This is a genomic window from Microbacterium sp. LWH13-1.2 (genome assembly GCF_038397735.1).
GTDB lineage: Bacteria > Actinomycetota > Actinomycetes > Actinomycetales > Microbacteriaceae > Microbacterium.
Genome location: NZ_CP151635.1, coordinates 1,050,385 through 1,064,953, shown reverse-complemented (window position 1 = coordinate 1,064,953; position 14,569 = coordinate 1,050,385). Strand labels below are relative to the sequence as shown.

Below are 14,569 nucleotides of genomic sequence, written 5' to 3'. Positions count from 1 at the left end.
CACTTTGTTTCCATAGCCGTTCAGCCTTTGTTTCTTGGTGGGTGCTGTTCGATGTTCCGCGTGTCCAGATCGCTGGAGACGCGCAGTGCTCTTCCGAAAGCCCGACGCCGCAGAGCGGCATCCATGCATTCCGGTGTCGGATGAACCCACGCGCCTCGCCCCGGCAGGACAGCACGCTCATCGATGATGAGCGTCTCGTTCTGGGACACCACTCTGAGAAGAGCGGCGCGGGGAGCACGCGTGCGACAGCCGACGCACATTCGTACGGGTTCCATCTTACACCTGTGTTCCCGTCCGACTCGCGCGAAGGGCGCGAGTCGGACGTGACGAGCGGTCAGTCCAGGACGCTGTCCGGCTGAATGTCGATCTTCGCGCCGGTGAGCTTGGCGGCGAGACGGGCGTTCTGCCCTTCCTTGCCGATCGCGAGCGAGAGCTGGTAGTCGGGCACCAGGGCACGCACCGCCTTGGTGCTCGCGTCGAGGATGAACGCACTGGTCACCTTGGCCGGCGAGAGGGCATTCGCGACGAAAGGCGCGAGTTCCGGATCGAAGTCGACGATGTCGATCTTCTCCCCCGCGAGCTCCTCGGTGACGGCACGGACACGACGACCCATCTCGCCGATGCAGGCTCCCTTGGCATTGATGGCCGGGTCGTTCGCCCGGACGGCGATCTTCGTGCGGTGGCCGGCCTCGCGGGCGAGCGAGACGATCTCGACGAGACCGGCGGCGATCTCGGGGACCTCCAGCGCGAACAGCTTGCGGACGAGCCCGGGGTGCGTGCGCGACACGGTGATCTGCGGCCCCTTGAGCCCCTTCGCGACGCTGGTCACGTACACGCGGAGGCGCGACCCATGGGTGTACTCCTCGCCCGGCACCTGCTCCTCAGGAGGAAGGATCGCCTCGACGGCTCCGAGGTCGACGTGGATCATGCGGGGATTCGGACCCTGCTGGATCACTCCCGCGACGATGTCGCCTTCCTTGTCCTTGAAGTCGCCGAGCACGACGTCGTCCGCGATGTCCCGCAGGCGCTGGCTGATGACCTGCTTGGCTGCGAAGGCCGCGATACGTCCGAAGTCGTCGGGCGTGGCATCCTCTTCGCCGATGATCGCGCCCTCTTCGTCCTTGACGACCTGCAGCACGGCGACGTGCCCGGTCCGACGGTCGAGTTCGACGCGGACCCCCTCGGGGGTGGCTCCGTCTGCGGAGACGTGCTTCGAGTACGCGGTCAGGATGGCCTGTTCGATGATCGAGACCAGTTCATCGAAGGGAATCGCCTTCTCCTTCTCGATCCCACGCAGCAGACTCAGTTCGATATCCATGACGGCTCCCTATTCAGCTCTCGTCGCGCGGGTGTGCTCGCACGACATCCGTACCACGATACCCTGTGCCCACCGCCCCATGCCACGGCGGCCGCCGCACCGTCGCGGTGTCAGGATCGCAGGAGGACTCAGTGACCACGTACGACACCATCGTGATCGGAGCCGGGATGTCGGGAGTGACGGCCGCACGCATGCTCGCCGATGCCGGCCAGCGGGTCCTGGTGCTGGAGGCTCGCGATCGCGTCGGCGGCCGGATGAACACCGACCGCACCGCCGGTTTCCCCGTCGATCTCGGGGCATCCTGGGTGCACGGGATCGAGGGGTCGCGCCTGTGGGATCTCGTGCAGGCGCTGGACATCCCCACGATCGAGTACACGGTCGGCAGCTTCCAGGCCGGTGGCCGTCCCATCGAGAACTTCGACGGGGACGGCACGCCGATGGATGCTGCGAGCACGGCGCAGTGGATCGAAGACGTCGCGACAGCCGATCGTCTGCTGGTCGAGAAGATCGCCGCGTCCTCCCCCGGCGACACCTACCTCGTTGTGACCGAGCGCGCGCTCGACCGCTCCGGATTCGAACCGGAGCGCATCGACGAGATCCGAGAGTTCTTCCGACACCGTGTCGAAGAGCAGTGCGGAGCATGGATCGGCGACCTCGACGCGCACGGACTCGACGAGGACGCGATCGACGGCGACGAGGTGATCTTCCCTCGCGGATACGACGAACTCCCCCGCCGCATCGCCGCCGGACTCGACATCCGGCTCGATCACATCGTCACGCGGGTCGCTCGGACGCCCGACGGGGTGGTCGTCTCGACCGACGCCGGGGACTTCTCCGCCCGCAGCGGGCTGGTCACGGTGCCGCTCGGCGTGCTCAAGGGCGGTTCGATCGACTTCGCCCCTCCCCTGCCCGAGGCCGTCGCGGGTCCCGTCGAGCGCCTGGGGATGGGAACCTTCAACAAGATCTTCATCCAGTTTCCGGAGCGCTTCTGGGACGAGGGCAGTTATGCGGTCCGTGCGCTCGGCGAGGCGGGTGAGCACTGGCACTCCTGGTACGACGTGTCCGCGGTCAGCGGACTGCCGACTCTTCTCACCTTCGCCGCCGGCCCCTTCGGACGTCGGATGCAGGAACTCACCGACGAGGAGATCGTCGCGGACGTGGTCGCCGCGCTGCACACGCTGTACGGCGACCACGTCGGAGCGCCGACCGCGCACTGGATCACCCGCTGGGGACACGACCCATTCGCGAACGGGTCGTACTCGCATCTTGCTGTCGGGTCATCGCATCATGATCACGACGATGCGGCCGGTCCCGTAGACGGCGTGCTGCACTTCGCGGGTGAGGCCACCTGGGGCGACGAACCCGCCACAGTGGGTGCCGCCTACTACTCAGGCCACCGAGCCGCCGAGCGCATCCTCGGGCACGATGTCGATCTCGCCGCGTTCGCGGCAGGGATCAGAGCGCGGGAGCAGAATCCAGCGAGTTGATCGCACCGATCAGACGGAACAGGTTGCCGACCTGGCGCTGGTCGAGGTGAAGGGCTAGCCGCGGCAGGTGCAGCACGTCGTCGTCCGCGACCTCGGGTGACCGCGGCGCAGATCGCTCGATACGGCCGCTCACCAGCATCCCCGCGAACTGCTCGTTGAGCCGGTCGAGCTCGGCATCGGTCGGGTCGATACGCAGGCGGAGCACGAGGGTGTCGCCCACCCAGCGCAGCGAATCGTAGTTGCGCCAGAAACCGGCGATCACCGAGGCCGCCGACTCCACCGAGTCCGTGATCACGACGCGGTCGAAGTCGCCCTCGGAGATCACCCCCGTCGGCGCGAGATCCTCGTCGATGAACCGCTTGAGCCCGTTCCAGAACGTGCCCCCGGGTTCGTCGAGCAGCACGATGGGCGTCGGCTCGGCCTTGCCCGTCTGCTGCAGGGTCAGCAGCTCGAACATCTCGTCCAGGGTGCCGAACCCGCCCGGAAGGCAGATGAAGCCGATCGACTCCTTGATGAGCATGAGCTTGCGGGTGAAGAAGTACTTCATCGCGACGACGTGGTCGCTCCCCGCGACGAGGCTGTTCGCCTTCTCCTCGAACGGCAGTCGGATCGAGACGCCCAGCGAGAGCGCGGGACCTGCGCCCTCAGCCGCCGCCTGCATGATCCCGGGGCCGGCGCCCGTCACGACCATCCAACCGTCTGCGGCCAGGGCCTCGGCGATGGCTCGCGCCTGGACGTAGAGCGGGTCGTCCTGCCGTGTGCGAGCAGACCCGAAGACGGTGACCTTGGGCACTCCCTCGAAGGGCGCGAAGAGTCGGAAGGCGTCGCGCATCTCGGCCAGAGCCGCGGATGCGATCTTCAGATCGAGCCGGTTGGTGCCGTCCTCACCGAGCAGGATCGCGGTGCGCATCATGCGCATCACCAGTCGCCGATCGGTCTTGACCCCGGCGTCGTCCAGCACGGCGTTGATCTCGGAGCTGAGCGATTCCGGCAGCGATTCCTCGGTCATGTCTCCAGACTGTCATGCGCGATCGGCCCCGTGTGCGGCGCAACGCCGCCCGCGATCATGTGGCGCTCCTCCTGTCAATCCCCGTGCCTCTGCGTCGCGCCCGTACGAAGGTATCGACATGACAGAGATCACCGGACCTGAAGCCCTGGCACGTGTCGCCGAGCTCGTGGAGGACATCGACTTCACGATGCTGACGACGACCGACGATGACGGCAATCTCGTGAGCAGACCGATGTCGACGCGGCAGATGGACGACGCCGGCGACATCTGGTTCTTCACCGCGGAAGACACCGAGAAGGTCGACGAAGCGCGCAAGCACCACGATGTCGGATTGTCCTACTGCGATGCCAAGGGGATGCGCTACGTCTCGGTCGCCGGCAAGGCGACGCTCGTGCACGACCGCGCGAAGATGGAGGAGCTCTACTCCCCGTCGCTGGAGATCTGGTTCGCGGACGGCCTCGACACCCCAGGCATCGCGCTCTTGAAGGTGACCCCCACCGTGACCGAGTTCTGGGAGCCCGCGAAGGGGAAGATCGCCATGGCTGCGGGAGCGCTGAAGTCGCTGGTCACGCGCGACACACCGGATGACGACATCATGAACCACGGTCGCATCGTCTGCTGATCTCGACCCCGCTCATGAGAATGCCGCGCAGTCCCGGGAAGGGGGTGCGCGGCATTCCGCACCACGGCGATCAGCCCCTGCTGAGCCTTTCGATGGCCTCGGTGACCGAGACCGCGTCGCGCTCACCCGTGCTGCGATCCCACAGTTCGACCTGACCGTCGGCCGCCCCGCGGCCCACGATGACGATCTTCGGGACGCCCACGAGCTCGGCGTCGCCGAACTTGACTCCCGGCGAGACCTTGGGTCGGTCATCGTAGAGCACGTCGAGTCCGGCCGACTCGAGCTGCGCCGACAGGTCGGCGGCCACATCGAACGCGACCTGATCACGACCGGCGGCGACGACCTGCACGTCGAAGGGGGCGACGGATGCGGGCCAGATGAGCCCCTTCTCGTCGTTGTTCAGCTCGGCGATGATCGCGAGGATTCGCGTCACGCCGATGCCGTACGACCCCATCGTGACGGTGACGAGCTTGCCGTTCTCGTTCAGGACTTTGAGTCCGAGCGCGTCCGCGTACTTGCGACCCAGCTGGAACACGTGGCCGATCTCCATACCGCGTGCGAGCTCGACCGGACCGGAGCCGTCGGGCGCCGGATCGCCCGCGCGGACGTTCGCGATCTCGACGATGCCGTCGGCGAAGAAGTCACGCCCGGCGACGACCGAATGCGCGTGCTTCTCGTCCAGGTTCGCACCGGTGATCCAGCTCGTGCCCTCGCTCACACGGGGGTCGACCAGGTAGCGGATGCCGGTCGCCGATTCCTCGCCGAGCACGGCTCCCGTGGGAGACCAGGGGCCGATGTAGCCCTTGACGAGCAGCGGGTTCTTCTCGAAGTCGTCTGCCGTGGCGGTCTCGACCTCCGCAGGCGCGAATGCGACTTCGGCGCGCTTCTCGTCGACCTCGCGGTCGCCGGGGATGCCGACGACGACGAGTTCACGGGTTCCGTCGAGGTGGGTGAGCGCGAGCACGACGTTCTTGAGCGTGTCCGCAGCCGTGTAGTCGCCGTCCAGGTGCGCGTTCGAGTGCGCGACGAGAGTCTCGATCGTGGGCGTGTTCGGCGAGTCGAAGATCACCGGCACCGCATCCGCGTCGAAAGTGATCGCGTCAGGCACGGCAGTCGTGAACGCCTCCACATTGGCGGCGTATCCGCCGGCGCTGCGGACGAACGTGTCTTCGCCGACGGGAGTCGGGTGCAGGAACTCCTCGCTCCGCGAACCGCCCATCGCTCCGGCATCCGCCTGGACGATGACGTACTCGAGACCCAGGCGCTGGAAGATGCGCTCGTAGGCATCGCGCTGAGCCTGGTAGCTGGCGTCGAGGCCCTCGTCGGACGAATCGAAGGAATAGGCGTCCTTCATCGTGAACTCGCGTCCGCGAAGCAGGCCTGCCCGGGGACGGGCCTCATCGCGGTACTTGTCCTGGATCTGGTAGAGCGTGAGGGGAAGGTCCTTGTACGACGAGTACAGGTCCTTCACGAGCAGCGTGAACGCCTCTTCGTGCGTCGGGGCGAGCAGGTAGTCGCCGCCCTTGCGGTCCTGGAGACGGAACAGCAGGTCGCCGTACTCGTCCCAGCGCCCGGTCGCCTCATACGACTCGCGCGGCATCAGAGCCGGGAAGTGCACCTCCTGCGCTCCTGCTGCGGCCATCTCCTCGCGGACGACGGTCTCGATCTTGGCCTTGACGCGGAGCCCCAGCGGGAGCCACGCGAAGATGCCGGCAGCCTGCGGCCGGATGTACCCGGCGCGGATCAGCAGCCTGTGGCTCGCGACCTCTGCGCCTGCAGGGTCTTCACGGAGCGTGCGGAGGAAGAAATTCGAAAGACGAGTGACCACGGGCCAAGTCTACTGACCGGTGGTCACTCGTCTCGCGATGCGTCAGTTGAGGGCAGGGAGTCCGTTGGGGATCACGCCGCCGGCGTACAGGCTCGCTGCGAGGTCCTGCACGGCGGTCAGGGCGACCCGCTGCGGCAGCGGGCCGTAGGAGATGCGGGCGACGCCGAGCTTCTCGTACTCCGACGCCGCGAGGGTGCCGGGCAGGCCGATCACGCTGAGCTTGCCCTCTCCGAGGCCCTCGACGAGCTGACGCGTGATGTTGGCGTCGAGCATGCCGGGGACGAAGACAGCCGTGGCACCGGCGTCGAGGAACGCACGGCCGCGCTGGATCGCATCGGCGACGCTCTCGGCGACCGGTCGGTGACCTGCGCGCACGAACGCGTCGGTGCGGGCGTTGAGAGCGAACGGAACGCCCTCTGCCTCGGCCGCCTTGACGATGGCCTCCACCACGGCGACGGACTCGTCGAACGGCTTGAGGCGGTCCTCGACGTTGGCGCCGACGACACCCGCGCCGATCGCGAGACGCGTGGTCTCTCCTGCGTCGCCGTAGCCGTCGTCGAGGTCGGCGGTCACCGGGACGGAGACGGATGCCGCGATGCGTCCGACCATGTCGATCATGATGTCGCGGGTGATGGTGCCGTCCTCGAATCCGAACGACGCGGCGATGCCGTGGCCGGCGGTGGCGATCGCCTTGGTCTCCGGGAGCTTCGCGACAGCTCGGGCGGAGACGACGTCCCACACATTGACGACGCGGAGGATCTCGGGCGCTTCGTAGAGTCCGATCAGGGTCTGGGCTTTCGCAGCAGTGGTCATGCCCCCACGCTAACGCCCTGTATTCCGGTCGGGGCCGGACGGACACGCGAATCACAGGTTTCCGGAGGGTGCGCCGAGGGGGTCCGACGCTCAGCCCCGATCCCCTCAGCGCCGTCGTATCCGGGGTCCGCCGTCATGGTCCGGCGCGCCTCGACGCCTAGTGTGGGGTCATGCCTCAGCGCCGATCCCACGTTGCTCCGTCCGCCGCGCAGACGGAACTCGCCGCGGCGCTGGCCGCCCTCAAGGAATCTCTGGAGGCTCCCGCTGATTTCCCCGCCGCGGTGCTCGCCGAGGCTGCGGCATCGGATGCTGCAACTCCCGAACTCGATATGCGCGACATCCCGTTCGCCACACTCGATCCCCGCGGGTCTCGCGATCTCGACCAGGCCTTCCACCTCGAGCGGCGGGACTCCGGATACACGGTTCGCTATGCGATCGCCGATGTGCCCGGATTCGTGGCTCCCGGCGGTGCGGTCGACGCGGAGGCCCGTCGTCGAGGCCAGACCCTGTACGCGGCGGACGGCACTGTCCCCCTGCATCCGAAGGTGCTGAGCGAGGATCGCGCATCGCTGCTGGCGGATGTGGATCGCCCAGCGCTGGTCTGGACCTTCGCCCTCGATTCTGCGGGAGTGGTCGAGGACGTCAGGCTGGAGCGGGCCCTGATCCGCTCGCGCGCGCAGCTCGACTACGTCAGCACCCAGGCGGCGCTCGACCGGGGCGAGGAAGGCCCCGCCGCGCTGCTCCCGGAGATCGGTGCTCTGCGGATCGCACAGGAGAAGCTCCGCGGCGGCGCGAGCCTGAACCTCCCGGACGAAGAGGTCGTGCGAGGACTCGACGGAACCTATTCGATCGAACGTCGGCACCCGCTGCCTGTCGAAGAATGGAACGCTCAGCTGTCCCTCATGACGGGTATGGCGGCAGCTTCCCTGATGATCGAGGCCGGCATCGGCATCCTGCGCACGATGCCCCAGCCTGACGAGAGATCCTTCGATGCGTTCCGTTATCAGACCGAGGCGCTCGGTCGGCCCTGGACGACGGGCCGGTACGGCGACTACCTGCGCGAGCTGGATCGCGCAGACCCCATGACCCTCCCGATCCTCGAGGCGGCAGCGTCACTCTTCCGCGGAGCGGGCTACGTGACCTTCGACGGCTCAGTGCCGTCCGACACCGAGCAGGCGGCGATCGCCGCACCGTACGCGCACGCCACGGCGCCTCTGCGTCGTCTCGTCGATCGCTGGTCGCTCGCGATCTGCCTCGCCGTGTCCGAGGGGCGAGAGGTGCCGGCCTGGGTCCGCGAGTCCCTCGCTGATCTCCCGGCACTGATGCAGGAGTCCGGTCAGCGCGCGTCCAACCTCGATTCCGCAACGATCAACTGCGTCGAGGCTGCGCTGATGACTCCCCTGGTCGGCTCGACGATCGATGCGACCGTGATCGAGATCCGCGGCGAGCGGGCGACGGTCCAGATCGCCGATCCTGCCGTCACCGCCTCTGCCCCGATTCCGGACGGTGCCACCCCCGGAGCCGTCGTGCCGCTCCACGTCGTGCGCGCGGACATCACCCGAGGCGAGATCGAGTTCTCTCTCTGACGCCCTAGGCTCGAGGCCATGCCGATATCGCCGTACCTGAGCGACCTCCGCAAGATCGTGGGGCATGATCTCCTTCTGCTCCCCGCGGTCACTGCGGTGATCCGGCGAGGCGATCGATTTCTGCTGTGCCGGCAAACGCACTCGCGCGAGTGGGGACTCCTCGGCGGCGGAATCGAGCCGCTCGAGAAGCCGGAGGATGCGCTGCTCCGGGAGGTGCACGAGGAGATCGGAGTCGCCGCCACCGTCCACGGGATCGTGGGGGCGTACGGAGGCGAGGATCTGCTCGTGAGCTATCCGAACGGCGATCGTGTCGGATACACGACGATCGCCTACTCGTGTTCGATTCCGGTCGACGCCGGGTTCATGTTCACAGACGGCGAGCTCATCGAGACGGGGTGGTTCACCAGGGCGGAGATCGCGCGGCTTCCGCGCGATCGGTGGGTGGACAGAATCATCGGCGATGCCGGCCGTCCGGGCGAGACGGCCGTCGCGTCTCAGATCACCGTTGTCGAGAAAGCCGTGTGCTATGTCATCGCAGAGGATCGCCTGCTCGTCTTCACCCACGACGACACCGACATGCTCGCCACCGGCGTTCAGGTTCCCGCGGGCACCGTGCGCGACGACGAGAGTGCTGCTCAGGCCGCTGAGAGAGAGCTGTTCGAGGAGACCGGGCTCCGCGGCACGGTGACGCGCAGCCTCGGCGCCGAGTTCTACGACCTCGCCCCGTTGCGCGATGAAGTGGCGCTCCGACACTTCTTCCGGTTGGAGGTCGTCGATCCCGAGGTCTCCGCGGTCTGGCAGGCCGGTGAAGCCGATCCGGCGACCGGCCGCTCGCCCGTCTCGTGGACATGCCGGTGGATCCCGCTCACTCAGGCTCATGTGCTCGCCGGTGGCCTCGGCTCTCGACTCGGTGCAGCGCTCCGCTGACGCCGGAACGCGCACGGACGGTCGTTACTCTTGCGACGTGGACAACTTCGCTGTCGCTGAACGATTCGTCGCCGCCCGCTACCCCGGCGCAGATGTCGCCATCGTGGCGGGGAGCACCGCGCGCCGTGAACGGACCCCGACGAGCGACATCGACCTGCTGCTCCTCGGAGACGGCCTCTTCGACGCCGAAGACCAGACGAGCGAGGCCTCGACTCACGAATTCGAGGGCGAGATCTTCGAGGTGTTCGCGTACACGCCGGCAGGTTTCGACGAGTGGGCCGACCGAGGCGTCGCACAGCACCGACCGGTGACCGTGCACATGCTCGTCGAAGGCACCGCGATCCGAGACGACGGCCGCCTCGCCGCTCTCCGCCGTCGGTGGCAGACGGTCCTCGACAGGGGCCCCGCACTCAGCGCGCAGGAGTCCGCGTTTCGCCGCTACGTCATCACCGACGTGCTCGACGACCTCAGAGATGCGGCAGACCCTCTCGAGCAGCACATCGAGGCCTTCATCCTGTTCGAGAGGATCGCAGAGCTCATGCTTCTCAGGGAGGGACGCTGGATCGCGACGGGCAAATGGCTTCCGAGGCGGCTCCGGAACCTCAGCAATGAGCGCGCCGAGCTGCTGAGCACCCCACTGCTCGACCGCGACTACGCGACGTTCGCCGCCCGCGTCGAAGACGAGCTCGACCGTGCAGGCGGAAGGGTGCAGAGCGGCTTCGTGCGCTGAACGTCCTCGTGCGGTGACCTTCGTCAGGAAGCGGGCACGGCCCGTGTCGTCATGACCAGCAGCTGCGGATCCGTCAGGTCGAGCGTCACCGAGATCGAGACGAATTCGGCGAGAGACGCCACGTGCGTGCCGCCGCACAGGATCTCCGCCGTACCTTCGGGAAGCTCGCAGTGCCAGCTTCGACGGTCCACGATCGTCGGGCCTTCCGTCACCACTCGGCTCGACGCACCCGACGCGACCCAGTCGGCCAGCCGTGCGTTGATCGACGCCTCACGATCCGCGATCGTCGCTGCGAACGTCTCGGTGTCGAATCCGGCCCTGCGCAGGCTCTTGCCCAGGCGGTACTCGTCGACCGCGCCGTCCGCATGGATGCGGCTGGACTGATTGGCCTTGCCCTCGAAGTTCGGGGTGCCCAGAGCATCCTCGCCCGGATCCTTGCGCCACAGATCCGCAAGAGCGAGATCGAGCGCGAGAGACGCCAGGTGGCAGGCGGTGTGTCCTCGGCTGAGACCGGCCCGCCGGGACGAATCGACCGACAGCTCCACGCGTGCGCCCTCCACCAGCCAGGACGGGGTCTCGCCCTCGAGCGGATGCCCGACGAGCCAGGTCCACCCCTCAGCACCGCGCTTCACGGGGATGTCCGAACCGACCGCGAACTCGCCCTCGTCGGACACCGCGGCCATCAGAGCCTCGGTGATGCGGACGGCGGCCCCCTCGACAGCGATCTCGCCGCTGTCGCCCGGTTGATCCGGCCACGTGTGATCGACCGGGTGGAACGGCGTCGCGTCCACGACGACCACGGCGCCTGCGGATGACGATTCGACCCGGGCGACGGTGCTCGATCCCGAGACATCGCCGCCGGCGAAGGACACGACGGTTGACGAGGACATGGGGCTCCTTGAGATGTTCATGGCGAGCGCCGCTCCCTCGCAGGAGGGAACGCACGACCGAGTCGATGGGAGGGCGCGCCCCGAGGTCAGACCGTGACGACCTGCGCGGTGCCGAGCGGCGCCTCGGGCCCCATGTCTGCGGCGATCCGGTTGGCCTCTTCGATCAGCGTCGCGACGATGTCGGCCTCGGGCACGGTCTTGATGACTTCACCCTTGACGAAGATCTGTCCCTTGCCGTTGCCGGAGGCGACTCCGAGGTCTGCCTCGCGAGCTTCACCCGGTCCGTTCACGACGCAGCCCATGACCGCGACGCGCAGCGGCACTGTCATGTCCTTGAGGCCCTCGGTCACGTTCTCAGCGAGCGTGTACACGTCGACCTGCGCGCGTCCGCACGACGGGCATGAGACGATCTCGAGCTTGCGCTCGCGGAGGTTCAGCGATTGCAGGATCTGGTGCCCGACCTTGACCTCTTCGGCGGGCGGCGCCGAGAGGGACACGCGGATCGTGTCGCCGATGCCCTCGCCGAGGAGGATGCCGAACGCCGTGGCGCTCTTGATCGTGCCCTGGAACGCCGGCCCTGCCTCGGTCACACCGAGGTGCAGCGGCCAGTCGCCCCGCTCGGCGAGAAGGCGATAGGCCTTCACCATGACGATGGGGTCGTTGTGCTTGACCGAGATCTTGAAGTCGTGGAAGTCGTGCTCCTCGAACAGCGACGCCTCCCACACGGCGCTCTCGACGAGGGCCTCAGCCGTCGCCTTGCCGTACTTGGTGAGGATGCGGCGGTCGAGCGATCCGGCGTTCACGCCGATGCGCAGCGAGACGCCGGCGGCCTTGGCGGCCTCGGCGATCTTGCCGACGTTGCCGTCGAACTCGCGGATGTTGCCCGGGTTCACCCGCACGGCGCCGCACCCGGCGTCGATCGCGGTGTAGATGTAGCGCGGCTGGAAGTGGATGTCCGCGATCACCGGGATCTGACTCTTCATCGCGATGATCTTCAGCGCGTCGGCGTCATCCTGATGGGGGACGGCGACACGGACGATCTCGCATCCGGACGCGGTCAGCTCGGCGATCTGCTGGAGAGTCGCGTTGATGTCCGTCGTCTTCGTGGTCGTCATGGACTGCACGGTGACGGGTGCGTCACCGCCCACGAGCACCTTGCCCACCTTGATCTGGCGAGACTTGCGGCGCGGGGCGAGGACTTCGGGGATCTTCGGCATCCCAAGATTCACTGCTGGCACAACCCCCAGCCTACGCCGCCTGGATGCACGCAGGCTGGATGTCACGCGGCTCGGGCGCGCGTCATCCGGCCGGGGCGACAGTGCGCGGTGTGATAGTTTTCAGCCCATGCTCGCGAACTTCACCTGGTGGCCCGCCTCCTAGGCGGTGTGTTCGCGTTCCCACGAATCCAGACCGCCTCCGGGGCGGTCTTTTCGTTGAGCCGAGCCGGAGCCATGCACAGGAGACACCGATGACCCTCTCACGTCTTGCCGAGCTCGCCGCAGATCCCACTGCGTCGTTCGTGCTGATCGCGCGCGACGGCGCCGACACGGTCGAGCTGCTGACCGGTGAGGTCGTCGACGTCGATCTGCTCGCCGACATTCCGCTCACGATCGACGGGACTCCGCGCGAGATCTTCGCGATGGTCCCCTACCGTCAGGTGCGCGAGCGCGGATTCGTCGCCCAGGACGACGGAGCGCCGCTGCGCTGCATCGTGGTCGACGAGCACCTGCACCTGCCTGCTCCTGAGCTGGTCGCAGAGCTGCCGTCCTCCGCCGTCCCCCTCAGCGCCGGCGGATTCGACATCGCCGATGAGGAGTACGCCGAGATCGTCGAGACCGTGATCGCCGACGAGATCGGCCGAGGCGAAGGCGCCAATTTCGTGATCCGCCGCGACTTCACGGCCGAGATCGACGTCGACGACCGCACGGCCGCCCTCACATGGTTCCGAGCGCTGCTCACGCACGAGCGCGGGGCCTACTGGACATTCGCCGTCGTCACCCCCGGGCACATCGCCGTCGGCGCGAGCCCTGAGGCGCACGTCGTCGCCCGCGGAGGCGTCGTCACGATGAACCCGATCTCGGGCACCTTCCGGCACCCCGCCGGCGGTGCCACGAAGGAGACGCTGGTCGACTTCCTCTCCTCCACGAAGGAGACAGAGGAACTGTTCATGGTCGTCGACGAGGAGCTCAAGATGATGAGCGCCGTCTGCTCCGACGGCGGACGCATCACCGGGCCGCACCTCAAGGAGATGTCGCGCCTGACGCACACGGAGTACATGCTCCGCGGGCGCAGCGCGCTCGATCCGCGCGACATCCTCCGCGAGACCATGTTCGCGCCCACCGTCACCGGCTCGCCGATGCAGAACGCGTGCGCGGTCATCCGCCGCCACGAGAAGAAGCCGCGCGGGTACTACTCCGGCGTCGCAGCACTGTTCACTCCGAACGCCGAAGGCGGACACGATCTCGACGCCCCGATCCTCATCCGCACGGTCTATCTGAAAGACGGCTCGCTCAGCGTGCCCGTCGGAGCGACGCTCGTGCGGCACTCCGATCCCCACGGCGAGGTGTCGGAGACCCACGGCAAGGCGGCCGGAGTGCTCGGTGCGATCGGCGCGATCGACCGAGACAGCGCCGCTGAGGCCCGCGAGGACGCGGATGCGCCGGGCGCGCCGCAGTCCCTCGCCGCTGACCCCACAGTCGCGGCACTGCTCTCTTCGCGCAACGCGCGACTCGCGGACTTCTGGCTGAACCCGCAGGGCGACGACCTCACTGGCCCGTTCGCAGGGAAGACGTCGATCGTGGTCGACGCCGAGGACCGATTCACGACGATGCTCGCCCACCAGCTCCGTCACCTGGGGCTGGACGTCACCATCCGGGCTTGGGGCGAGGTGACTGACGCGGAGCTCGACTCCGCAGACCTCGTCGTCGCGGGCCCCGGTCCCGGCGACCCTCGCGACACCGACAGCGATCGCATCGCCCGGATGCGACAGATCGTCTCGCGCCGCATCGATGCAGGCGCGCCGCTGCTCGCGGTCTGCCTCAGCCATCAGATCCTGAGCCACAGCCTCGGCATCGACCTCGCACCGCTCGGCGCACCGCATCAGGGTCTGCAGAAGGCTGTGCCCGTCTTCGGCGAAGACGCGTCGATCGGCTTCTACAACACGTTCACCGCCAGGGTCGCACCGGGGACCACATCCGCGGGTGCCGCCGAGGTGTCCGCAGACCCCGTGTCAGGAGACGTCTACGCACTCCGTGGCGAGCACTTCGCATCGGTGCAGGGCCACCTGGAGTCGATCCTCTCGCGGGACGGCATCCGCACTCTGGAGCGTCTGGTCTCGCACGCGCTCGACTGAGCGAGCA

Annotated in this window: 13 protein-coding genes; 6 read left to right on the top strand and 7 right to left on the bottom strand. The window is 67.7% G+C overall.

The window, feature by feature from the left end:
• Positions 1–20 precede the first annotated feature (20 nt).
• A complete protein-coding gene (locus MRBLWH13_RS04845; RefSeq protein WP_235559984.1) occupies positions 21–260 on the bottom strand; it encodes a YlxR family protein in 240 nt (79 codons plus the stop codon).
• A gap of 74 nt (positions 261–334) precedes the next feature.
• On the bottom strand, positions 335–1,318 hold the full coding sequence (gene nusA / locus MRBLWH13_RS04840; RefSeq protein WP_341957161.1) for a transcription termination factor NusA: 984 nt from the start codon (positions 1,316–1,318) through the stop codon (positions 335–337).
• Positions 1,319–1,449: 131 nt separating this feature from the next.
• On the opposite strand from nusA, the gene MRBLWH13_RS04835 reads away from it, so the two are divergent.
• Positions 1,450–2,805, top strand: a complete 1,356-nt coding sequence (locus MRBLWH13_RS04835; protein WP_341957160.1) for an NAD(P)/FAD-dependent oxidoreductase — start codon at positions 1,450–1,452, stop codon at positions 2,803–2,805.
• On the opposite strand, the gene MRBLWH13_RS04830 is transcribed toward MRBLWH13_RS04835, so the two are convergent.
• Positions 2,774–3,814, bottom strand: coding sequence for a TIGR00730 family Rossman fold protein (locus MRBLWH13_RS04830; RefSeq protein WP_341957159.1), 1,041 nt, complete (start codon positions 3,812–3,814; stop codon positions 2,774–2,776). The genes MRBLWH13_RS04835 and MRBLWH13_RS04830 overlap by 32 nt on opposite strands.
• A 118-nt stretch (positions 3,815–3,932) precedes the next feature.
• Here MRBLWH13_RS04830 and MRBLWH13_RS04825 point away from each other — a divergent pair, with 118 nt between their 5' ends.
• On the top strand, positions 3,933–4,436 hold the full coding sequence (locus MRBLWH13_RS04825) for a pyridoxamine 5'-phosphate oxidase family protein (protein WP_341957158.1): 504 nt from the start codon (positions 3,933–3,935) through the stop codon (positions 4,434–4,436).
• A gap of 70 nt (positions 4,437–4,506) precedes the next feature.
• Here MRBLWH13_RS04825 and MRBLWH13_RS04820 read toward each other — a convergent pair whose 3' ends face one another.
• Together MRBLWH13_RS04820 and MRBLWH13_RS04815 are read right to left on the bottom strand one after the other, a co-directional pair.
• Complete coding sequence (locus MRBLWH13_RS04820; protein WP_341957157.1) at positions 4,507–6,264, bottom strand: proline--tRNA ligase; 1,758 nt, start codon at positions 6,262–6,264, stop codon at positions 4,507–4,509.
• A 42-nt stretch (positions 6,265–6,306) separates the two neighbouring features.
• Positions 6,307–7,077, bottom strand: coding sequence for an isocitrate lyase/phosphoenolpyruvate mutase family protein (locus MRBLWH13_RS04815; protein WP_341957156.1), 771 nt, complete (start codon positions 7,075–7,077; stop codon positions 6,307–6,309).
• Between the two features lie 170 nt (positions 7,078–7,247).
• Between MRBLWH13_RS04815 and MRBLWH13_RS04810 the strand changes: the two genes are divergently transcribed.
• From MRBLWH13_RS04810 to MRBLWH13_RS04800, 3 genes are read left to right on the top strand one after another with little or no spacing between them, the layout of a single operon-like run.
• Positions 7,248–8,663, top strand: a complete 1,416-nt coding sequence (locus MRBLWH13_RS04810; RefSeq protein WP_341957155.1) for an RNB domain-containing ribonuclease — start codon at positions 7,248–7,250, stop codon at positions 8,661–8,663.
• 18 nt (positions 8,664–8,681) lie between these two features.
• Complete coding sequence (locus MRBLWH13_RS04805) at positions 8,682–9,590, top strand: NUDIX domain-containing protein (protein WP_341957154.1); 909 nt, start codon at positions 8,682–8,684, stop codon at positions 9,588–9,590.
• Between the two features lie 37 nt (positions 9,591–9,627).
• Positions 9,628–10,320, top strand: a complete 693-nt coding sequence (locus tag MRBLWH13_RS04800; RefSeq protein ID WP_341957153.1) for a nucleotidyltransferase domain-containing protein — start codon at positions 9,628–9,630, stop codon at positions 10,318–10,320.
• Between the two features lie 23 nt (positions 10,321–10,343).
• On the opposite strand, the gene MRBLWH13_RS04795 is transcribed toward MRBLWH13_RS04800, so the two are convergent.
• Together MRBLWH13_RS04795 and ispG are read right to left on the bottom strand one after the other, a co-directional pair.
• Positions 10,344–11,210 carry a hypothetical protein gene (locus tag MRBLWH13_RS04795; RefSeq protein WP_341957152.1) on the bottom strand — a complete coding sequence of 289 codons (867 nt, stop codon included), beginning with the start codon at positions 11,208–11,210 and terminating at the stop codon, positions 10,344–10,346.
• Positions 11,211–11,296: 86 nt separating this feature from the next.
• Positions 11,297–12,448, bottom strand: coding sequence for a flavodoxin-dependent (E)-4-hydroxy-3-methylbut-2-enyl-diphosphate synthase (ispG, locus tag MRBLWH13_RS04790; protein ID WP_187249498.1), 1,152 nt, complete (start codon positions 12,446–12,448; stop codon positions 11,297–11,299).
• Positions 12,449–12,678: 230 nt separating this feature from the next.
• Here ispG and MRBLWH13_RS04785 point away from each other — a divergent pair, with 230 nt between their 5' ends.
• Positions 12,679–14,562: a chorismate-binding protein gene (locus MRBLWH13_RS04785; protein ID WP_341957151.1), complete on the top strand. Its 1,884-nt coding sequence runs from the start codon at positions 12,679–12,681 to the stop codon at positions 14,560–14,562.
• Positions 14,563–14,569: the final 7 nt, after the last annotated feature.

Excerpts from the sequence above, each read along its gene's own strand:
- nusA (WP_341957161.1), bottom strand. The coding sequence starts at position 1,318 with ATGGATATCGAACTGAGTCTGCTGCGTGGGATCGAGAAGGAGAAGGCG.
- MRBLWH13_RS04805 (WP_341957154.1), top strand. The coding sequence starts at position 8,682 with ATGCCGATATCGCCGTACCTGAGCGACCTCCGCAAGATCGTGGGGCAT.
- MRBLWH13_RS04815 (WP_341957156.1), bottom strand. The coding sequence starts at position 7,077 with ATGACCACTGCTGCGAAAGCCCAGACCCTGATCGGACTCTACGAAGCG.
- MRBLWH13_RS04810 (WP_341957155.1), top strand. The coding sequence starts at position 7,248 with ATGCCTCAGCGCCGATCCCACGTTGCTCCGTCCGCCGCGCAGACGGAA.
- MRBLWH13_RS04785 (WP_341957151.1), top strand. The coding sequence starts at position 12,679 with ATGACCCTCTCACGTCTTGCCGAGCTCGCCGCAGATCCCACTGCGTCG.
- MRBLWH13_RS04830 (WP_341957159.1), bottom strand. The coding sequence starts at position 3,814 with ATGACCGAGGAATCGCTGCCGGAATCGCTCAGCTCCGAGATCAACGCC.
- MRBLWH13_RS04825 (WP_341957158.1), top strand. The coding sequence starts at position 3,933 with ATGACAGAGATCACCGGACCTGAAGCCCTGGCACGTGTCGCCGAGCTC.
- MRBLWH13_RS04845 (WP_235559984.1), bottom strand. The coding sequence starts at position 260 with ATGTGCGTCGGCTGTCGCACGCGTGCTCCCCGCGCCGCTCTTCTCAGA.
- MRBLWH13_RS04795 (WP_341957152.1), bottom strand. The coding sequence starts at position 11,210 with ATGTCCTCGTCAACCGTCGTGTCCTTCGCCGGCGGCGATGTCTCGGGA.